Annotated in this window: 15 protein-coding genes; 14 read left to right on the top strand and 1 reads right to left on the bottom strand. The window is 63.6% G+C overall.

The annotated features are described in order from the left end of the window. The first annotated feature begins 13 nt into the window (after positions 1–13). The 12 genes from OOZ48_RS03790 to OOZ48_RS03735 all read left to right on the top strand — a co-directional run bounded on the left by OOZ48_RS03790 (position 14) and on the right by OOZ48_RS03735 (position 11,249). Positions 14–898 (top strand): polysaccharide deacetylase family protein, encoded by an 885-nt coding sequence (locus OOZ48_RS03790; RefSeq protein ID WP_269495832.1) that lies wholly within the window; start codon positions 14–16, stop codon positions 896–898. Between the two features lie 32 nt (positions 899–930). Then, on the top strand, positions 931–1,248 hold the full coding sequence (locus OOZ48_RS03785; RefSeq protein WP_269495829.1) for a hypothetical protein: 318 nt from the start codon (positions 931–933) through the stop codon (positions 1,246–1,248). Continuing rightward, positions 1,245–2,285, top strand: coding sequence for a CobW family GTP-binding protein (locus OOZ48_RS03780; protein WP_269495827.1), 1,041 nt, complete (start codon positions 1,245–1,247; stop codon positions 2,283–2,285). Before OOZ48_RS03785 ends, OOZ48_RS03780 begins: the two co-directional genes overlap by 4 nt. Before the next feature lie 223 nt (positions 2,286–2,508). Then, complete coding sequence (locus OOZ48_RS03775; protein ID WP_269495825.1) at positions 2,509–3,525, top strand: TRAP transporter substrate-binding protein; 1,017 nt, start codon at positions 2,509–2,511, stop codon at positions 3,523–3,525. A 71-nt stretch (positions 3,526–3,596) separates the two neighbouring features. Next, the gene (locus tag OOZ48_RS03770; RefSeq protein ID WP_269495822.1) at positions 3,597–4,106 is read left to right on the top strand and encodes a TRAP transporter small permease; all 510 of its coding nucleotides are present in this window, start codon (positions 3,597–3,599) and stop codon (positions 4,104–4,106) included. Beyond that, positions 4,103–5,383: a TRAP transporter large permease gene (locus OOZ48_RS03765; protein ID WP_269495820.1), complete on the top strand. Its 1,281-nt coding sequence runs from the start codon at positions 4,103–4,105 to the stop codon at positions 5,381–5,383. The genes OOZ48_RS03770 and OOZ48_RS03765 overlap by 4 nt, the downstream gene beginning before the upstream one ends. A gap of 22 nt (positions 5,384–5,405) precedes the next feature. After that, on the top strand, positions 5,406–6,164 hold the full coding sequence (locus OOZ48_RS03760) for an SDR family NAD(P)-dependent oxidoreductase (protein WP_269495817.1): 759 nt from the start codon (positions 5,406–5,408) through the stop codon (positions 6,162–6,164). 38 nt (positions 6,165–6,202) lie between these two features. Beyond that, the gene (locus OOZ48_RS03755) at positions 6,203–7,414 is read left to right on the top strand and encodes a GAF domain-containing protein (protein WP_269495814.1); all 1,212 of its coding nucleotides are present in this window, start codon (positions 6,203–6,205) and stop codon (positions 7,412–7,414) included. A gap of 2 nt (positions 7,415–7,416) precedes the next feature. Next, positions 7,417–7,968, top strand: a complete 552-nt coding sequence (locus tag OOZ48_RS03750; RefSeq protein ID WP_269495812.1) for a TRAP transporter small permease — start codon at positions 7,417–7,419, stop codon at positions 7,966–7,968. Next, positions 7,965–9,236 (top strand): TRAP transporter large permease, encoded by a 1,272-nt coding sequence (locus OOZ48_RS03745; protein WP_269495810.1) that lies wholly within the window; start codon positions 7,965–7,967, stop codon positions 9,234–9,236. The genes OOZ48_RS03750 and OOZ48_RS03745 overlap by 4 nt, the downstream gene beginning before the upstream one ends. A gap of 42 nt (positions 9,237–9,278) precedes the next feature. Continuing rightward, positions 9,279–10,265: a TRAP transporter substrate-binding protein gene (locus OOZ48_RS03740; RefSeq protein WP_269495808.1), complete on the top strand. Its 987-nt coding sequence runs from the start codon at positions 9,279–9,281 to the stop codon at positions 10,263–10,265. Between the two features lie 36 nt (positions 10,266–10,301). Beyond that, a complete protein-coding gene (locus OOZ48_RS03735; RefSeq protein WP_269495805.1) occupies positions 10,302–11,249 on the top strand; it encodes an NAD-dependent epimerase/dehydratase family protein in 948 nt (315 codons plus the stop codon). A 6-nt stretch (positions 11,250–11,255) separates the two neighbouring features. Here OOZ48_RS03735 and OOZ48_RS03730 read toward each other — a convergent pair whose 3' ends face one another. Then, on the bottom strand, positions 11,256–12,179 hold the full coding sequence (locus OOZ48_RS03730) for a LysR family transcriptional regulator (RefSeq protein ID WP_269495802.1): 924 nt from the start codon (positions 12,177–12,179) through the stop codon (positions 11,256–11,258). Positions 12,180–12,277: 98 nt separating this feature from the next. On the opposite strand from OOZ48_RS03730, the gene OOZ48_RS03725 reads away from it, so the two are divergent. Together OOZ48_RS03725 and OOZ48_RS03720 are read left to right on the top strand one after the other, a co-directional pair. Next, positions 12,278–13,363 (top strand): tartrate dehydrogenase, encoded by a 1,086-nt coding sequence (locus OOZ48_RS03725; protein ID WP_269495800.1) that lies wholly within the window; start codon positions 12,278–12,280, stop codon positions 13,361–13,363. A 170-nt stretch (positions 13,364–13,533) separates the two neighbouring features. After that, entirely contained in the window at positions 13,534–14,556 is a 1,023-nt protein-coding gene (locus tag OOZ48_RS03720; RefSeq protein ID WP_269495798.1) for an LLM class flavin-dependent oxidoreductase, read from the top strand. Positions 14,557–14,562: the final 6 nt, after the last annotated feature.

The raw sequence follows: 14,562 nt of genomic DNA, 5'->3' as shown, positions 1-14,562 counted from the left end.
GGAGATCGACACAATGGCTAAAGAAATTCTGTGCGGGTTCGGCGTGGACGTGGACGCCGTGGCGGGCTGGCTGGGCTCCTACGGCGGCGAAGATTCGCCGGACGATATCTCGCGCGGCCTGTTTGCCGGCGAGGTGGGCGTGCCGCGCCTGCTCAAATTATTCGACCGGTTCGGCATCCAGACGACCTGGTTCGTTCCGGGTCATTCCATCGAGACCTTCCCGGACCAGATCAGGGCGGTGGTGGATGCCGGCCACGAGATCGGCATGCACGGTTATTCGCACGAGAACCCGATCGCCATGACGGCCAAACAAGAGGAAGACGTCATGGACAAGAGCATCGAGCTCATCACCCGGCTTTGCGGCAAGGGTCCCACCGGCTATGTCGCGCCGTGGTGGGAGTTCAGTACGATCACCAACGAGCTGCTGCTGAAGAAAGGCATCAAGTACGACCACAGCCTGATGCATCATGACTTCCAGCCGTATCGCGTGCGTGTGGGCGATTCCTGGACCAAGATCGACTTCACCAGGGACGCAAGCGAATGGATGAAGCCCCTGATCCGGGGCAAGGAAACCCCCTTGATCGAAATCCCGGCCAACTGGTACCTGGACGACCTGCCCCCCATGATGTTCATCAAAAAATCGCCCAACAGCCATGGCTTCGTCAATCCGCGCGACATCGAGCAGATGTGGCGCGACCAGTTCGACTGGGTGTATCGGGAATACGATTACGCGGTGTTCCCCATCACCATCCACCCCGATGTGTCCGGCCGCCCGCAGGTGCTGCTCATGCTCGAACGGCTGTTCGAATACATCAGCGGCCATGCGGGGGTCACGTTCGTGACCATGGACGACATGGCATCGGACTTCGACCGGCGCTCGCCATGGACTCAGGGTTGACCCGCCCCGTCGGCGCGGCATGAGGAGGAGACATGTGCGGACTGTGCGGCATCCTGGGCGCCGATGATCACTGGAGCGACCTCTTGCCGCGGCCGGACGCCGACGAGCTGGCGCACATCCGCCGCACCGAAAGGTCGCGCCGCGTCAAATACCTGAACCGGGTGCTGGGCGCATTTTCGTGCTCGGTATCCGATTGGCAAGGCAGCAAATACCTGCTCAGCACCTTGACCGGCAAGTCCGAGCTCGTGGACAACCTGGGCCAGCTATGGCCGGCCGTCGAGCGGCTGACGGGTGGCCGGGCCGATCCGTTGTCGGGCGCCGTCATCGAGCGTCTGCGGCGACATCCATGAACGACGCATCGCAGGCCGCCGTAAAAATCCCGCTCAACGTGCTGACGGGCTTCCTGGGCAGCGGCAAGACCACGCTGTTGAAGCGCCTGCTCAGCAGTGATGCCTTTGCGAACTGCGCCGTGCTGATCAATGAGCTGGGCGAAATCGCGCTGGATCACGACCTGATCGACATCGTGGACCACGAGACGGTCGTCTTGAGCAACGGCTGCATCTGCTGTGGCATCCGCAGCGACCTGGCGGACGCGCTGCTGGACCTGAACGCAAAGCGCAATCGCGGCGACGTGCCGGCCTTTGATCGTGTCGTGGTCGAAACCACTGGGCTGGCCGACCCCGCCCCCGTACTCAATACCATCATCGGCCATCCCCAGCTGCACTTCCACTTCCGCGTGGCCACCATCGTGACGACCGTAGATGCGCTGCACGGGCTCGCTCAGCTGCGGGCACACCCGGAATCGGTGCGGCAGGTGGCGGTGGCGGACCGCCTGGTCATCACCAAGACCGATCTGGCCGACACACGGGCTGTCGACGATCTGCACGCCGCCCTCTCGGACATGAATCCCTCGGCCACTGTCACGACATCGGACGGCACCGCGCAGGAAGCCGACATCCTGGTCGAGGAGGACGTCCAGGCCTCATCCGGCACGAGAGAGGCGAAGCGTTGGTTTGCCGGCCGGCCTTCGGCCGGCGGTGACGGCCTGTTCGGGCCGGACGGCAAGCGCCTGGGGCCAGCGCACGCGACACGCGTGACCTCCGTTGCGCTGACCTTCGAAGAGCCGCTGGACTGGGCCGCGTTCGGGGTATGGCTGAGCATGCTCCTGCATTGCCACGGAGCCCGCATCCTGCGCATGAAGGGCATCCTGAACATCAGCGGCTCGTCCTTGCCGACAGTCGTGCATGGCGTCCAGCACCTGATGCACCCGCCCACCCACCTGCCGCGTTGGCCCGACGACGACCATCGCTCGCGGCTGGTGCTGATCGGCGACCTGCCCTCCAAGGAAGCCCTGCAGCACTCCCTGCAGGCATTCATGACACGCTAGGAACATTCGCGGCGCGATGCCGCCCGCACGCAGTCCCTTCAAGCCCGACATTATTGACGGATCGTGTCTTATTGGTTCACCCATGATCAATTATTCCACAAACGGTTTGCTTTACTATGGATTCAATATAAGAAAGCCGCCGTTTTTGAACTGACCCCAGGCGTTGAACGGCCGCACGATTCCAGACACTCCATGGAATGGCACACATCACAGGAGGAAGACAATGACACACCGTTCCCCATTAAAACGAATCGCCTGGTGCGCAGCAACGCTGATGCTGGCGGGCAATGTGGCCCACGCGGCGGACGATAAGGCGCACTGGCGCGCCAGCGGCTCATACCCGGAGGGCCATTCCACGACCGCGGGGGCCAAGGTCTTCAAGTCCGAGGCCGCCGCGCTTTCCAACGACACCATCCGCGTGGACCTGTTCCCGAACAATACGCTGGGCGGCGCGCTGGAACAGGTGGACCAGCTGCGGACCAACCAGATCCAGATGGCGTGGGGCTCCATCGGCTTCTACGACAAGCTGGTGCCTGAACTCGGTGCAGCGATCCTGCCGTTTGCCGCCACCTCGCCGGAGCAGGCCATCTGCCAGATGGAGAGCGGCCTGGGCGAGTTCCTGGAAGGCAAGATGGCGGAAAAAGGCGTACTGGTGCTGGGCTGGGCGCAGGTGGGCGCCCGCCACATCACCAACAACAAACGTCCGATCACGTCGGTGGCCGACATGGAAGGCCTGAAAATACGGACTTTGCCGGGCGAGGCTTGGCAGCTGACGTTCCGCGCCCTGGGCGCCAATCCCACCCCCATCGACATCAAAGAGCTTTACCAGGCCATGCAGCAAGGCGTGGTGGACGGTCAGGAGAACCCCTACGACAACATGGTCGTGCGCAAATTCTCGGAAGTCCAGAAGTACCTGTCCAATTCCGGGCACTTCTACGACTGGGCCGCTTACATGGTGAACAAAAGCGCCTTCGACAAGCTCAGCGCCGATCAGCAAAAGGCCGTGCGCGAAGCCGCGGCCAAGGCGACGGCCGAACAGCGCGCCATATCCATGCGCGAGAACAAGGTCGCCCGCGATCAATTGATCAAGGAAGGCATGGAATACCACGAGCTTTCCAAGGACGATCTGGCCAAGTTTCGCGAGGCGACGCGCTCGGTCTATGCCGAGATGCGCAAGCGGCTGGGCGACGAAGCGATGGACCTGGTCGAGCAGGGCATCCAGACGTGCGAGGCGGCCTGAGCCCCCTTGCCTGAGTTGAACACAGGCTGCGCCTGTCGCCGGCGGCGACGGGCGCCAGTTACCGAATCACCATGACAAAAAAAGCCTTCCTGAACTGCTACGATGCCGTTCTCGGCGCGCTCGATCGACTGGCAGCAGCCATCGTCACGGCGTCCATGGCCGTGCTGGCGGCCGTGCTGCTGTTGCAAGTCTTTTTTCGCTATGCCCTGAATGATTCACTGGCCTGGGGCTGGGATGTGCCGCGGGTGTGCTTCATCTGGGCGGTCATGTTCGCGATACCGCTGGGCATCCGCTATAACGCGCACGTCGGCATAGAGCTGCTCGTCGACCGGTTCAACGCATCCGCCAAGCGCATCGTGGTGTCCCTGAATGCGGTGCTGATCCTGATCCTGTCGGCCATCATCGCCTACTACGCCGCCCTGCTCACGGCCGACACCTGGGACCAGCTCATGCCCGGCATTCCACTGAGCGTGGGCGTGTTCTATGCAAGCCTGGTGATCGGCCAGGTCCACACCTGCCTGCACGTGGGACGCATAGCGATCACCGGCGAACCGCCCAGCGAGCACTGGAGCGAATCATGATCTCTTTGACCATGCTCGGGATTTTCTCGGTGCTGGCCGTCCTCGGCATGCCGCTGGCCTTCGCGCTGGGCTGGGCCGGCCTGGGCGGGGTCCTGCTGGGCGGCTTTCCCATGGAGCAACTGGCCGGCAAGATGGTCTATGCGCTGGACTCGTTCCCGCTGATGGCCATCCCCCTTTTCATGCTGGCCGGCCAGCTGATGGTCCGGGGCGGCATCATGGAAAGGCTCATCGAGCTCGCCGATGCCGCCGTGGGCCGAGTCACGGGCGGGCTGGGTCTGGTCACGATCGGCGCCGCCATGGGCCTGTCGTCGGTGTCCGGCAGCTCGGTGGCCGACGCCACGGCCCTGGGCTCCACGCTCGGCCCCAGCCTCGGCAAGTCGTACAGCAAGGGGTTTGGCGCGGCTCTCGTGGCATCCGCCTCCAACCTCGGGCCGATCATCCCACCCAGCATCGGCATGATCGTCTACGCCGTGGTGGCGCGCGACGTGTCCGTGGGCTATCTCTTCGTCGCGGGCATCGTTCCGGGTATTTTCCTGGGCCTCGGCACCATGGTGCTGTGCGCCGTCATTGCCCGCCGGCGCGGCTATCCGGTCAGCGGCGAGGCGTTCAGCACGGCACGCGTCGTGCGCGAGCTGCGCCGATCGCTGATCGTCTTCCTGATGCCGGTACTGGTCATCGGCGGCATCGTGGGCGGGGTGTTCACGGCCACCGAAGGCGCCGCCATCGCCGTCGCGTATGCACTGGCGATCGGCTTTTTCGTAACCAGGAAGCTGCGTCTGTCAGACCTGCTGCCCTGCCTGCTGAACGCCGCCATCATCACCGCCATCGTCGGCGCCCTGATCGCCTTCTCGTCCCAGGTGACCTACCTGTTGACCGCGGAAATGGTGGCGCCGCAAGTCGCGGAGTGGCTCACCACAGTGACGACCGATCCCCTGCTGTTCACCTTTCTGGTGATGCTGATGCTGGTATTGGTGGGCATGGTGATGGAGGCCAACGCGGCCTACTTGATGCTGGTGCCCATCATTGCGCCGATCGCAGCCATGTATGGCATCGATCCGGTGTATTTTGGCTTCCTGGTGGTCATGAACATCACCATCGGGGGCATCACGCCGCCGGTGGGCATCCTGCTCATCGTCACCTCGGGCATCTGGCGGATCAAGGTCACCGAAATCATCCGGGAAGCCACACCCTTCATCGTGCTCCAGTATGCGCTGCTGTTCCTGTTCACGCTGTTCCCGGACATCATCCTGTTCCTGCCGCGCCTGCTGGGCTATTGATGGAAACGCAAACGGAAATCACATGACCGCATCCCATGCATTTTCGAGCTTGTTCGATTTCACCGGCCGGACGGTCTGCGTCACAGGCGCGGCCAGCGGCATCGGGCAGGCGACCGCCCGACTGTTCGCCGATCTGGGCGCGACGGTGTTCGCGGCCGACAAGGATGAAGGGGCGCTTGCCGCGTTTGCCGCGCAGCGGCCCGGCGTGCTGCGGCCCATTGTGTTCGACCAAGGCGCGCTCGAGTCCATCGAGGCCCTGGACGAGGCCATCGGCGAGGTGGACATACTGATCAACAATGCGGGCGTCCTGCTGTACGAGCCCCTGTCCGATTTGAAATGGACGGACCTCACTCGCGTGATTTCCGTCAATCTGGCCGGCTCGATCGCGCTTAGCCGCCTCGTAGGCCGGAAAATGTCGGCTCGCAAGCGCGGCGCCATTGTCCATACCGGCTCACAGTTGGCGTACAACGGCGCCGAGTTCCGATCCGTATACGCCGCCACCAAGGCGGGCATTTCCCAGTTTGTGAAGACGGCGGCGCTGGAATGGGGCCCGCTGGGCGTGCGCGTCAACTGCGTGGCCCCCGGACGAACGCTGACACCCCTCAATCAGCATCTGCTGCAGGACCCCGCCCATTACGCCGAATCGCTGAAACGCATCCCCCTGGGGCGTTTCGGACAAACCGAAGACATGGCGCATGCCTTTGTGTTCATGGCGAGCGACGCCGCATCCTACATCACAGGCCATACCCTGGTCGTGGACGGCGGCTGGATCCTGCCATAGCCCGGCCATCCCCTTAGACCATTTGATAAGGAAGCACGATGAACGCACGATTGAAGAAGGCCGGCGGCCTGAAAGACCTCAAGAAAATCGGATTCATTACGCCCTCGTCCAACACGGCACTGGAACCGCTGACCCAACTGATGACGCATCAGATCAGCGACCGCGTATCCACCCATTTCTCGCGCGTCCAGGTCCGGACGCTGACGCTCGATGCGAACGACGTCAACCAGTTCGAAACCTCGAAAATGGCCGAGGCGGCCAGCCTGCTGGGCGATGCGGCAGTGGATGTGATCCTGTGGAACGGAACCTCCGGCGCATGGTCCGGGAAAGGCTTCGAGGCTGACAAGGACATCTGCGCCGCCATCACCGGGACCGTGGGGGTGCCGGCATCGACCTCTTCCCTGGCCCAGTTGGAAGTGCTTGCGCAGTACGGCATCCAGAAGTTCGCCTTGGCGACGCCGTACGTCCAGGCGCCGGCGCGCCAGATGGCGCGCACCTACGAGAGCGCCGGCTTCGAAGTGGTCAAGGAGGCGCGCCTGGACATCACCAAGAACCAGGTCATTGGCGGCACGTCGTTCGATACCATCAAGCAGCTGCTGCGCGATGCGGACTCGCCCGATGCCGAGTGCATCGTCGTCGGCTGCACCAATCTGGCCGCCGCCGCCGTCTTGGACGACATGGAACACGAACTGGGCAAGCCGATTTTCGACAGCATAGCGGTCACCTTGTGGCAGGCCCTGCAAATGGCCGGCATCAGCAATCCGCTGCACGGATGGGGCCAGCTGCTGCGCGACCACGAGGTTCTCGCCGAGCTCGATACCATACTGGCCGAGCTTCTGGTGGCCACGTCCGCCAGCCGCACCACCATTCGGCTGGACATCCCGGAATTAAACATCGGCGTCGACGACGTCTATGCCGAAGCCACCGCCCCGGGCGTGGCCTCGCTGAGGCTGGACTCGTCCCTGAACCAACGCAGCCTGGCGACCGTCCAGTGGCTGGACCGGCATCGCGACCTGCTCATTCAGGAGGATTGCATCAATGCCCAGGTTCCGCCGCCCAAGGCGCTGATGGGCGTCTATGGCGTCAAGGCCCAGGTTCTCGGACCTCTGGTATGGCGCAATCAACTGGTCGGCTGGATCTCCGTCCACCATCTCCCCGACACGCGGCCATGGTCCGATCGCGACATCGAGGCAATGCGCGCGGCCATGGACAAGGCCCGCAGCCTCCTTGAACGATCGGGCTGGGTCTGACGATGATCGGTTCCTCCATCCATTCGCATGGCGCTCGTGTCTCCTGGGGGCGCATTCTCGCGGACAACGCCGAAGAGCTGGTGGCGATGCTCCTGCTGTGCATCATCGGGGCGGTGATGGTGGCCCAGGTTTTCCTGCGCACTCTGCTCGGGTCGCCGCTCAGCTGGCCCGAGGAACTCTCGCAGTTCTTGTTCGTCTGGTGTTCCGTCCTGGGCGCGACGGGCGCGGCGAAACGCCTGGCCCTGGTGCGGCTGGGCGCTGTGGCCGACAGCCTTCCCCTGGGCCTGCGCAAGGGATTCGACTACCTGGTGCTGCTGCTGGTCCTAGCGGTGCTGGCGGTGCTGGGGTGGTATGGGTGGAGCCTGATGTCACGCACTTCTTTTTCCTTCGCCACCCTGCCCTTCACCTGGGCCTGGGCCTATGCGGCTGCGCCGGCGCTCGCGGTGCTCATGGGCTTGCGCCTGATCCAGCTGCAGGTGTTCAAGCGCCGCTTCGTTTTCATTGAAACGGTCATCGTGCCGCCCGGCACGCCGGAGCAGGAGACCAGCGCATGATCACTTCATCCATCGTACTGCTGGCAGCCATGCTCCTGGGCGCGCCGATCGCCTTCGCCATCGCGGCATCGGCGCTGGGCTATTTTCTGGCGACCAACGCCAACCTGCTGGTTTTTCCGCAACAATTCATCGGCCAGTTGGGCAACATCCCCCTGATCGCCATCCCGTTCTTCATTCTGGCGGGCGAGCTGATGAACTGCGGAGGCATCACACGCCGGATATTCGCGTTCGCACTGGCTTGCGTGGGCCGTATCCCCGGCGGGCTGGGCCATACCAACGTGGTGGCCGGCATGATCTTCGCCGGCATGTCGGGCTCGGCAGTCGCCGACCTGGCCAGCCTCGGCAAGATCGGCATGAAGGCGATGCGGGACAGCCACTACCCGGACGACCTGAGCATCGGCGTCATCACCACCACCGCCACCATCGGCCCCATTATTCCGCCCAGCATCAACATGGTCATCTTCGGCAGCATCGCCAACGTGCCCATCGGCCTGCTTTTCCTGGGCGGCGTCATACCGGGCATCCTGACGGGCCTGATGATCATGCTGATGTTCGCCTTCCTGTTCTGGCGCCGCAAGACAAAGGTCAAGGCGGCGCCGCAAGTGCCTTTCTGGCGCACCTTCCGGGAAGGAATATGGTCCTTGCTGACGCCGGTCGTACTGCTCGGCGCCATGTTCTCCGGGCTGGCCACGCCCACGGAAGCCGCCATCCTGGCGACCGTGTACACGCTGATCGTCGCCGGCCTGATCTACCGCGAGCTGACCTGGGCAAAGGTGCTGGAAGCGCTCATGAGCACGGCGACCCTGTCGGGCGCCATCATGCTGATCATCGGCTTCGCGGCGCCGCTGGGATATGCGATTTCCCGCTCGCAGGTTGCCGGCGGCCTGTCCGAGCTGCTGATGGCGTCCTTCCAGGACCCGCTGATGATCATGCTTGCCGTCGCCGTACTGCTGCTGATCGTGGGGTGCTTCATGGAAGTGGCCGCCGCCATCATTCTGCTGACTCCGGTACTGGGCGTCGCACTGATATCGGCCGGCATGGATCCGGTCTATATCGGGGTGATGATGGTGTACATGCTGGGCATCGGCCTGGTGACTCCGCCGGTCGGCCTTTGCCTGTACGTGGGCAGCCAGGTGTCGGGCATCAGGCTGGAAAAGGTGATCGTAGCAGTATGGCCGTTCCTGATACCGCTGGTCGTCACCATGCTGTTGATCATTGTGTTTCCGCAGACCATCACCTGGCTGCCCCAGTTCGTTTATTCCAATTAGACCACTACAAGGAGGAACACCATGCTATCCATTCGATCATCCATGAAAAGCAGCGCCAAGGCGGCCATCACCGCCATGCTCGCCACGACATTGCTTGCCGGCGGCAGCGCCTGGGCACAACAAACCATGACCCTACGCATCGGCCAGAATATTGCCGTGGGCACGCCGCTGGACCTGGGCGTGAAGCGCTTTGCCAAGCTTGTGGAGGAACGGTCCGGCGGCAAGATCAAAGTGCAGGACTACCCCGCCGGCCAGCTGGGCAATGAGCAGCAAATGATAGAAGGCATGCAGATCGGCACGCTCGACATGGCGGCGATCACCGGCTCCACCTACGGCAACGTGCTGCCCCAGGCCAACGTCTTGGGCATGCTGTACGCATTCCGCGACCCCGCCCACATGCGCAAGGCGTTGGAAGGACCAGTCGGCGACGAGCTGGCCGACGCCCTGCTGGAAAAAACCGGTATCCACATCATCAGTTCGTCCTGGTATTACGGCACACGCCAACTGACGTCCAACAAGCCGGTCAAGACGCCCGCCGACTTGGAGGGGATGAAGCTGCGCGTGGTCCCCGTTCCCATCTTTGAGGCGTACTGGCGCGCGATGGGCGCAACGCCCACGCCCGTCGATTTCAAGGACTTGTTCACGGCCTTGCAGACCCATGTGGTGGACGCGCAGGAAAATCCGCTGGCCACCATGAAGGGTGCCGGCGTGCATCTGGTCAACAAGTATCTGTCGCTGACCGACCATCTGGTCTCCAATGTGATCGTCGGCATGAGCGACGATCTGTACGGCCGCTTGTCACCCGAGCAGCTGGACCTGATCAAGACGGCGGTACGCGATGCGGGCGTGTATCAGGATCAACTGGTGCTGGACAGCGAAACCGAGCTGCTGGCCGAACTCAAGGCCGGAGGCATGACCGTGGTGCAGCCCGACAAGGCCGCCTTCCGCGAAAAGGTGAAAGACGTGCCCAATACCTTCGAGGGCGGGCTGCTTGCCGATCTGTACAACAAGATCCAGGCGGTCGAATAATCCCTCTCGTGAACCATGCCATTCCAGGATAGTTCGATGATTGCAGCAATACAGCGCGAGGGCGCAATCCTCGTCACCGGTATCACAGGCCTGATCGGCGCCGAACTGGCCCACCGTCTGGTCCGCGAGGGGCACCGGGTGATCGGCATGGACAGGATCGTGCCGCAGGGCATGCCCTTTCCCATCATGACGCACGACCTGCCCGACCCTCATCGCTGGCACGAAGCCATCGTGCGCCACGACGTCCGGAAGGTCGTGCATGCCGGCGGCATATCGGGCCCCATGCTGATGCGCGACGCGCCCGCCCGGCTGTGCGACATCAACCTGTCCTCGCTGGTCGATCTGCTGGAGGCGGCGCGCATCCATCAAGTGGAACGGGTCATATGGTTCTCGTCCGTCATGGCGTACGGCGAACGTGCCGACATCTTGCCCGTGAATGAGGACACGCCCTTGTATCCCAGCACGGTGTACGGCGCCACCAAGGCCGCGGGCGAGGCATTGATCAATGCCTATTTCGCCGAGCACGGCGTCGACGCCGTGGCGCTGCGGGTGGCCTCATGCTATGGGCCAGGCAGGACCACGTCGTGCCTGATCCGCACGCTGGTCCAGGACGCCATCGACGGCCGCGTCACATCCGTCCGGGACGAGCCCGGCCGCACCCGCCAGCACATCTACGTGGATGACGTCATCGATGGCATCTGCTCCGCCCTGAGCATGCCTGCGCTGCGGCAACGGGCCTATAACATCGGGCCCGGCGTGGCACAGACCCTGGACGACATCGTCGCCCAGGTCCGGCTGGCGGTGCCGGAAGTATCGGTACGAGTGCAGCCCGATGGCATGGGATGGAACACCTTCGGCCTGGGGCCCTTGACGATAGATGCGGCCAGGCGCGATCTGGACTTCGACCCCAAAGTGAGCCTGGCCGACGGAGCTGCCCGGGTTCGCGACGCGATATTGCGCGCGCGAGCGCCAGCGGGCTCGTAGGTCCGATCAGCCGGGCTGGCCCCGGATCTCGCCCACGCTGACGTTCAGCCATTGCTCCAGGAACTGCACGCACACGCGTACCTTGGCCGAACTGCTGAGCCGCGATGAATACACCGCCCATACGTTGGCCTCCTGCGAATGATCGGGCAACACCCTGACGAGCTTGTCCGCGTCCAGGCTGGCCTTGACGTCCCAGATGGATCGCAGCAGGATGCCGTGGCCGTCTATCGCCCACTTGTGGGCGACTTCCCCGTTATTGGTCGAGAACGGCCCCGACACCTTCATGCTGACCGGGCCTGAGGGGCCGGTCATTCGCCAGACGCTCGAAGTCTGGTCGCGTTCGCGGATGACGATGCATTGATGATTGGCCAGATCCGGGAACGAGGATGGCTGCCCGTACCGCGCGACGTACGAGGGCGCAGCCGTCAATATCCGATAGTTGGTGGCGATGCGCCTGGCGATCAACCCGGGGTCGGTCACCGTGCCCACCCGGATATCCAGATCGAAGCCCTCGCCGATCAAATCCACCGGCCTGTCCAGCAGTTCGAACTGGATTTCCATCGACGGATATTGCTTGGCCAACTGCGACAAGGCCGGCCCGACTCGGTTGCGCCCGAACCCCGAACTGGTACAGATCCGCAGCAGACCCCGGGGGGTCGTCTTGGTGGTCTGCACCATCTCGGTCATCTGGTCGACGTCCTCGAGGATGCGCTGGGACCATTCATAGATCGACGTCCCGTCATCGGTGACGGCGACCCGGCGCGTGGTTCTGTGCAACAGCTTGGTCTTCAGCGTGCTTTCCAGGGTGGCGATCCGCTTGCTGACGTATGCGGGCGACACGCCCAGCTCTGTCGCTGTTGCCACGAAGCTGCGATTGCGCACGACCAGGCAAAACAAGCGTAGGTCTTCGAGTAGCGGCTGATTATTCATGATATGTGTCTTGTGATTTAACGAATCCGCCAATTATGTTCTTTGCGCTGGATAGTATCATCGCGGGGATATTCAAAACAACAGTACAGAAGGGCAAGATGCACAAGATTGCAGTGATTTCCGGCGATGGCATCGGCAAGGAAGTAATGCCTGAAGGGCTACGAGTGTTGAAGGCGGCGGCCGAGAAATTCGACATCCAGCTGTCCCTGCAAGCGTTCGACTGGGCTCACTGCGGGTACTACGCCAAGCACGGGCGGATGATGCCCTCGGACTGGTTCGAACAGCTGCAAGGCTTCGATGCGATCTACTTCGGCGCCGTCGGCTGGCCCGAAACCGTACCGGACCATATCTCGCTGTGGGGTTCCCTCCTCCAGTTTCGCAGGGGTTTCGACGAATACGTCAACCTGCGGCCCGTGCGCCTGATCAAGGGCGTCCCCTGCCCGCTGGCCGGCCGGCAGCCCGGGGACATCGACTTCTATGTGGTGCGCGAGAACTCCGAAGGAGAATACTCCTCCGTGGGCGGCGTGATGTTCGAAGGATCGGAGCGCGAGTTCGCGCTACAGGAGGCGGTGTTCACCCGCACAGGCGTGGACCGCATCCTGAAGTACGCATTCGAATTTGCCCGCAGCCGGCCTAAAAAGCACCTGACCTCCGCGACCAAGTCCAACGGCATTTCCATCAGCATGCCCTACTGGGACAAGCGCGTGGAACAGATCGCCCCCCAGTACCCGGACGTGCGCTGGGACAAATACCATATCGATATCCTGTCGGCGCATTTCGTACTGAACCCGCAGCGCTTCGACGTCGTGGTGGCCTCCAACCTGTTTGGCGACATCCTGTCCGACCTGGGGCCGGCATGCGCGGGCACCATCGGCATCGCGCCGTCGGCCAACTTGAATCCGGAGCGCAAGTTCCCGTCGCTGTTCGAGCCCGTGCACGGCTCGGCCCCCGACATCTACGGCCGGAACATCGCCAATCCCATCGCCATGATCTGGTCCGGCGCCATGATGCTGGATTTCCTGGGCAACGGCGATGCCCGGCACACGGCGGCACACGACGCCATCGTGGGCGCGATAGAGGATGTACTGGGCAAGGGGGAAACCACCACGCCGGACCTGGGCGGCAAAGCGAACACCACGGACGTGGGCATGGCCGTCGAGGCTGCGCTGATGGCGCGGTCGTAAAGCCGACGGCCGGGCCTCCACGCAGGCCCGAGGGTCTGTAGCACCGCGCCATCGGCGCGGTTCGCCGATGGCCGACATGGCGCTGCCGCGCCCCAATGCGGCATCGGCACTAGAATCCAGTATCGGGCGCGTCGCCGTTCGCCCCGCCCAACCTTGGAGGCCGCCTCACAATGAAGAAGATCGGATTCCTTTCTTTCGGCCACTGGACGCCGTCCCCTCAATCGCAAACCCGCTGCGCGGCGGACGCGCTGTTGCAATCCATCGAACTTGCGGTGGCCGCCGAGGCGCTCGGCCTGGATGGCGCGTATTTTCGCGTCCACCACTTCGCCCGCCAATTGGCCTCGCCGTTCCCGTTGCTGGCCGCCGTGGGCGCCAGGACGCAACGCATCGAGATCGGCACCGGGGTGATCGACATGCGCTACGAGAATCCCTGCTACATGGTGGAGGATGCCGGCGCGGCCGACCTCATCGCGGGCGGCCGCCTGCAACTGGGAATCAGCAGGGGTTCGCCGGAACAGGTGATCGAGGGCTGGCGCCATTTTGGCTACCAGCCCGCCGAGGGCCAGACCGACGCGGACATGGGGCGCCGGCACGCCGAGGCCTTCCTCGAACTGCTGCGTGGCGAAGGCTTCGCCCGGCCGAACCCGCGCCCCATGTTTCCCAATCCGCCGGGCCTGTTGCGCCTCGAACCTTTTTCAGAAGGGCTGCGCGAGCGGATCTGGTGGGGTTCGGGATCGAATGCGACCGCCGTGTGGGCCGCCAAGCTGGGCATGAACCTGCAAAGCTCGACCCTCAAGGACGACGAGACGGGCGAGGCGTTCCACGTGCAGCAGGCCGTGCAGATCCGCGCCTACAAGGCCGCCTGGAAGGACGCCGGCCACGCCCGTGAGCCGCGGGTCTCGGTCAGCCGCAGCATTTTCGCGCTGGTGGACGACCGGGATCGGGCGTATTTCGGCCGCGGCGGCGACGACAGGGACCAGGTGGGCTTCATCGACGAAAAGACGCGCGCGGTGTTCGGTCGCAGCTATGCCGCGGAACCGGACGTCCTCGTCGAGCTGCTGAAGCAGGACCAGGCGATCGCAGAGGCCGACACGCTGCTGCTGACGGTCCCGAATCAACTGGGCGTGGACTACAACGCGCACGTCATCGAGGCCATCCTGACGCACGTGGCGCCGGCGCTGGGCTGGCGGTGAGGCAGA

The sequence above is a fragment of the Castellaniella sp. S9 genome, assembly GCF_027257175.1.
Classification (GTDB): Bacteria; Pseudomonadota; Gammaproteobacteria; order Burkholderiales; family Burkholderiaceae_B; genus Castellaniella.
Note: the sequence above shows the minus strand (reverse complement) of the source record. Positions and strands in the feature narration are given on the sequence as shown.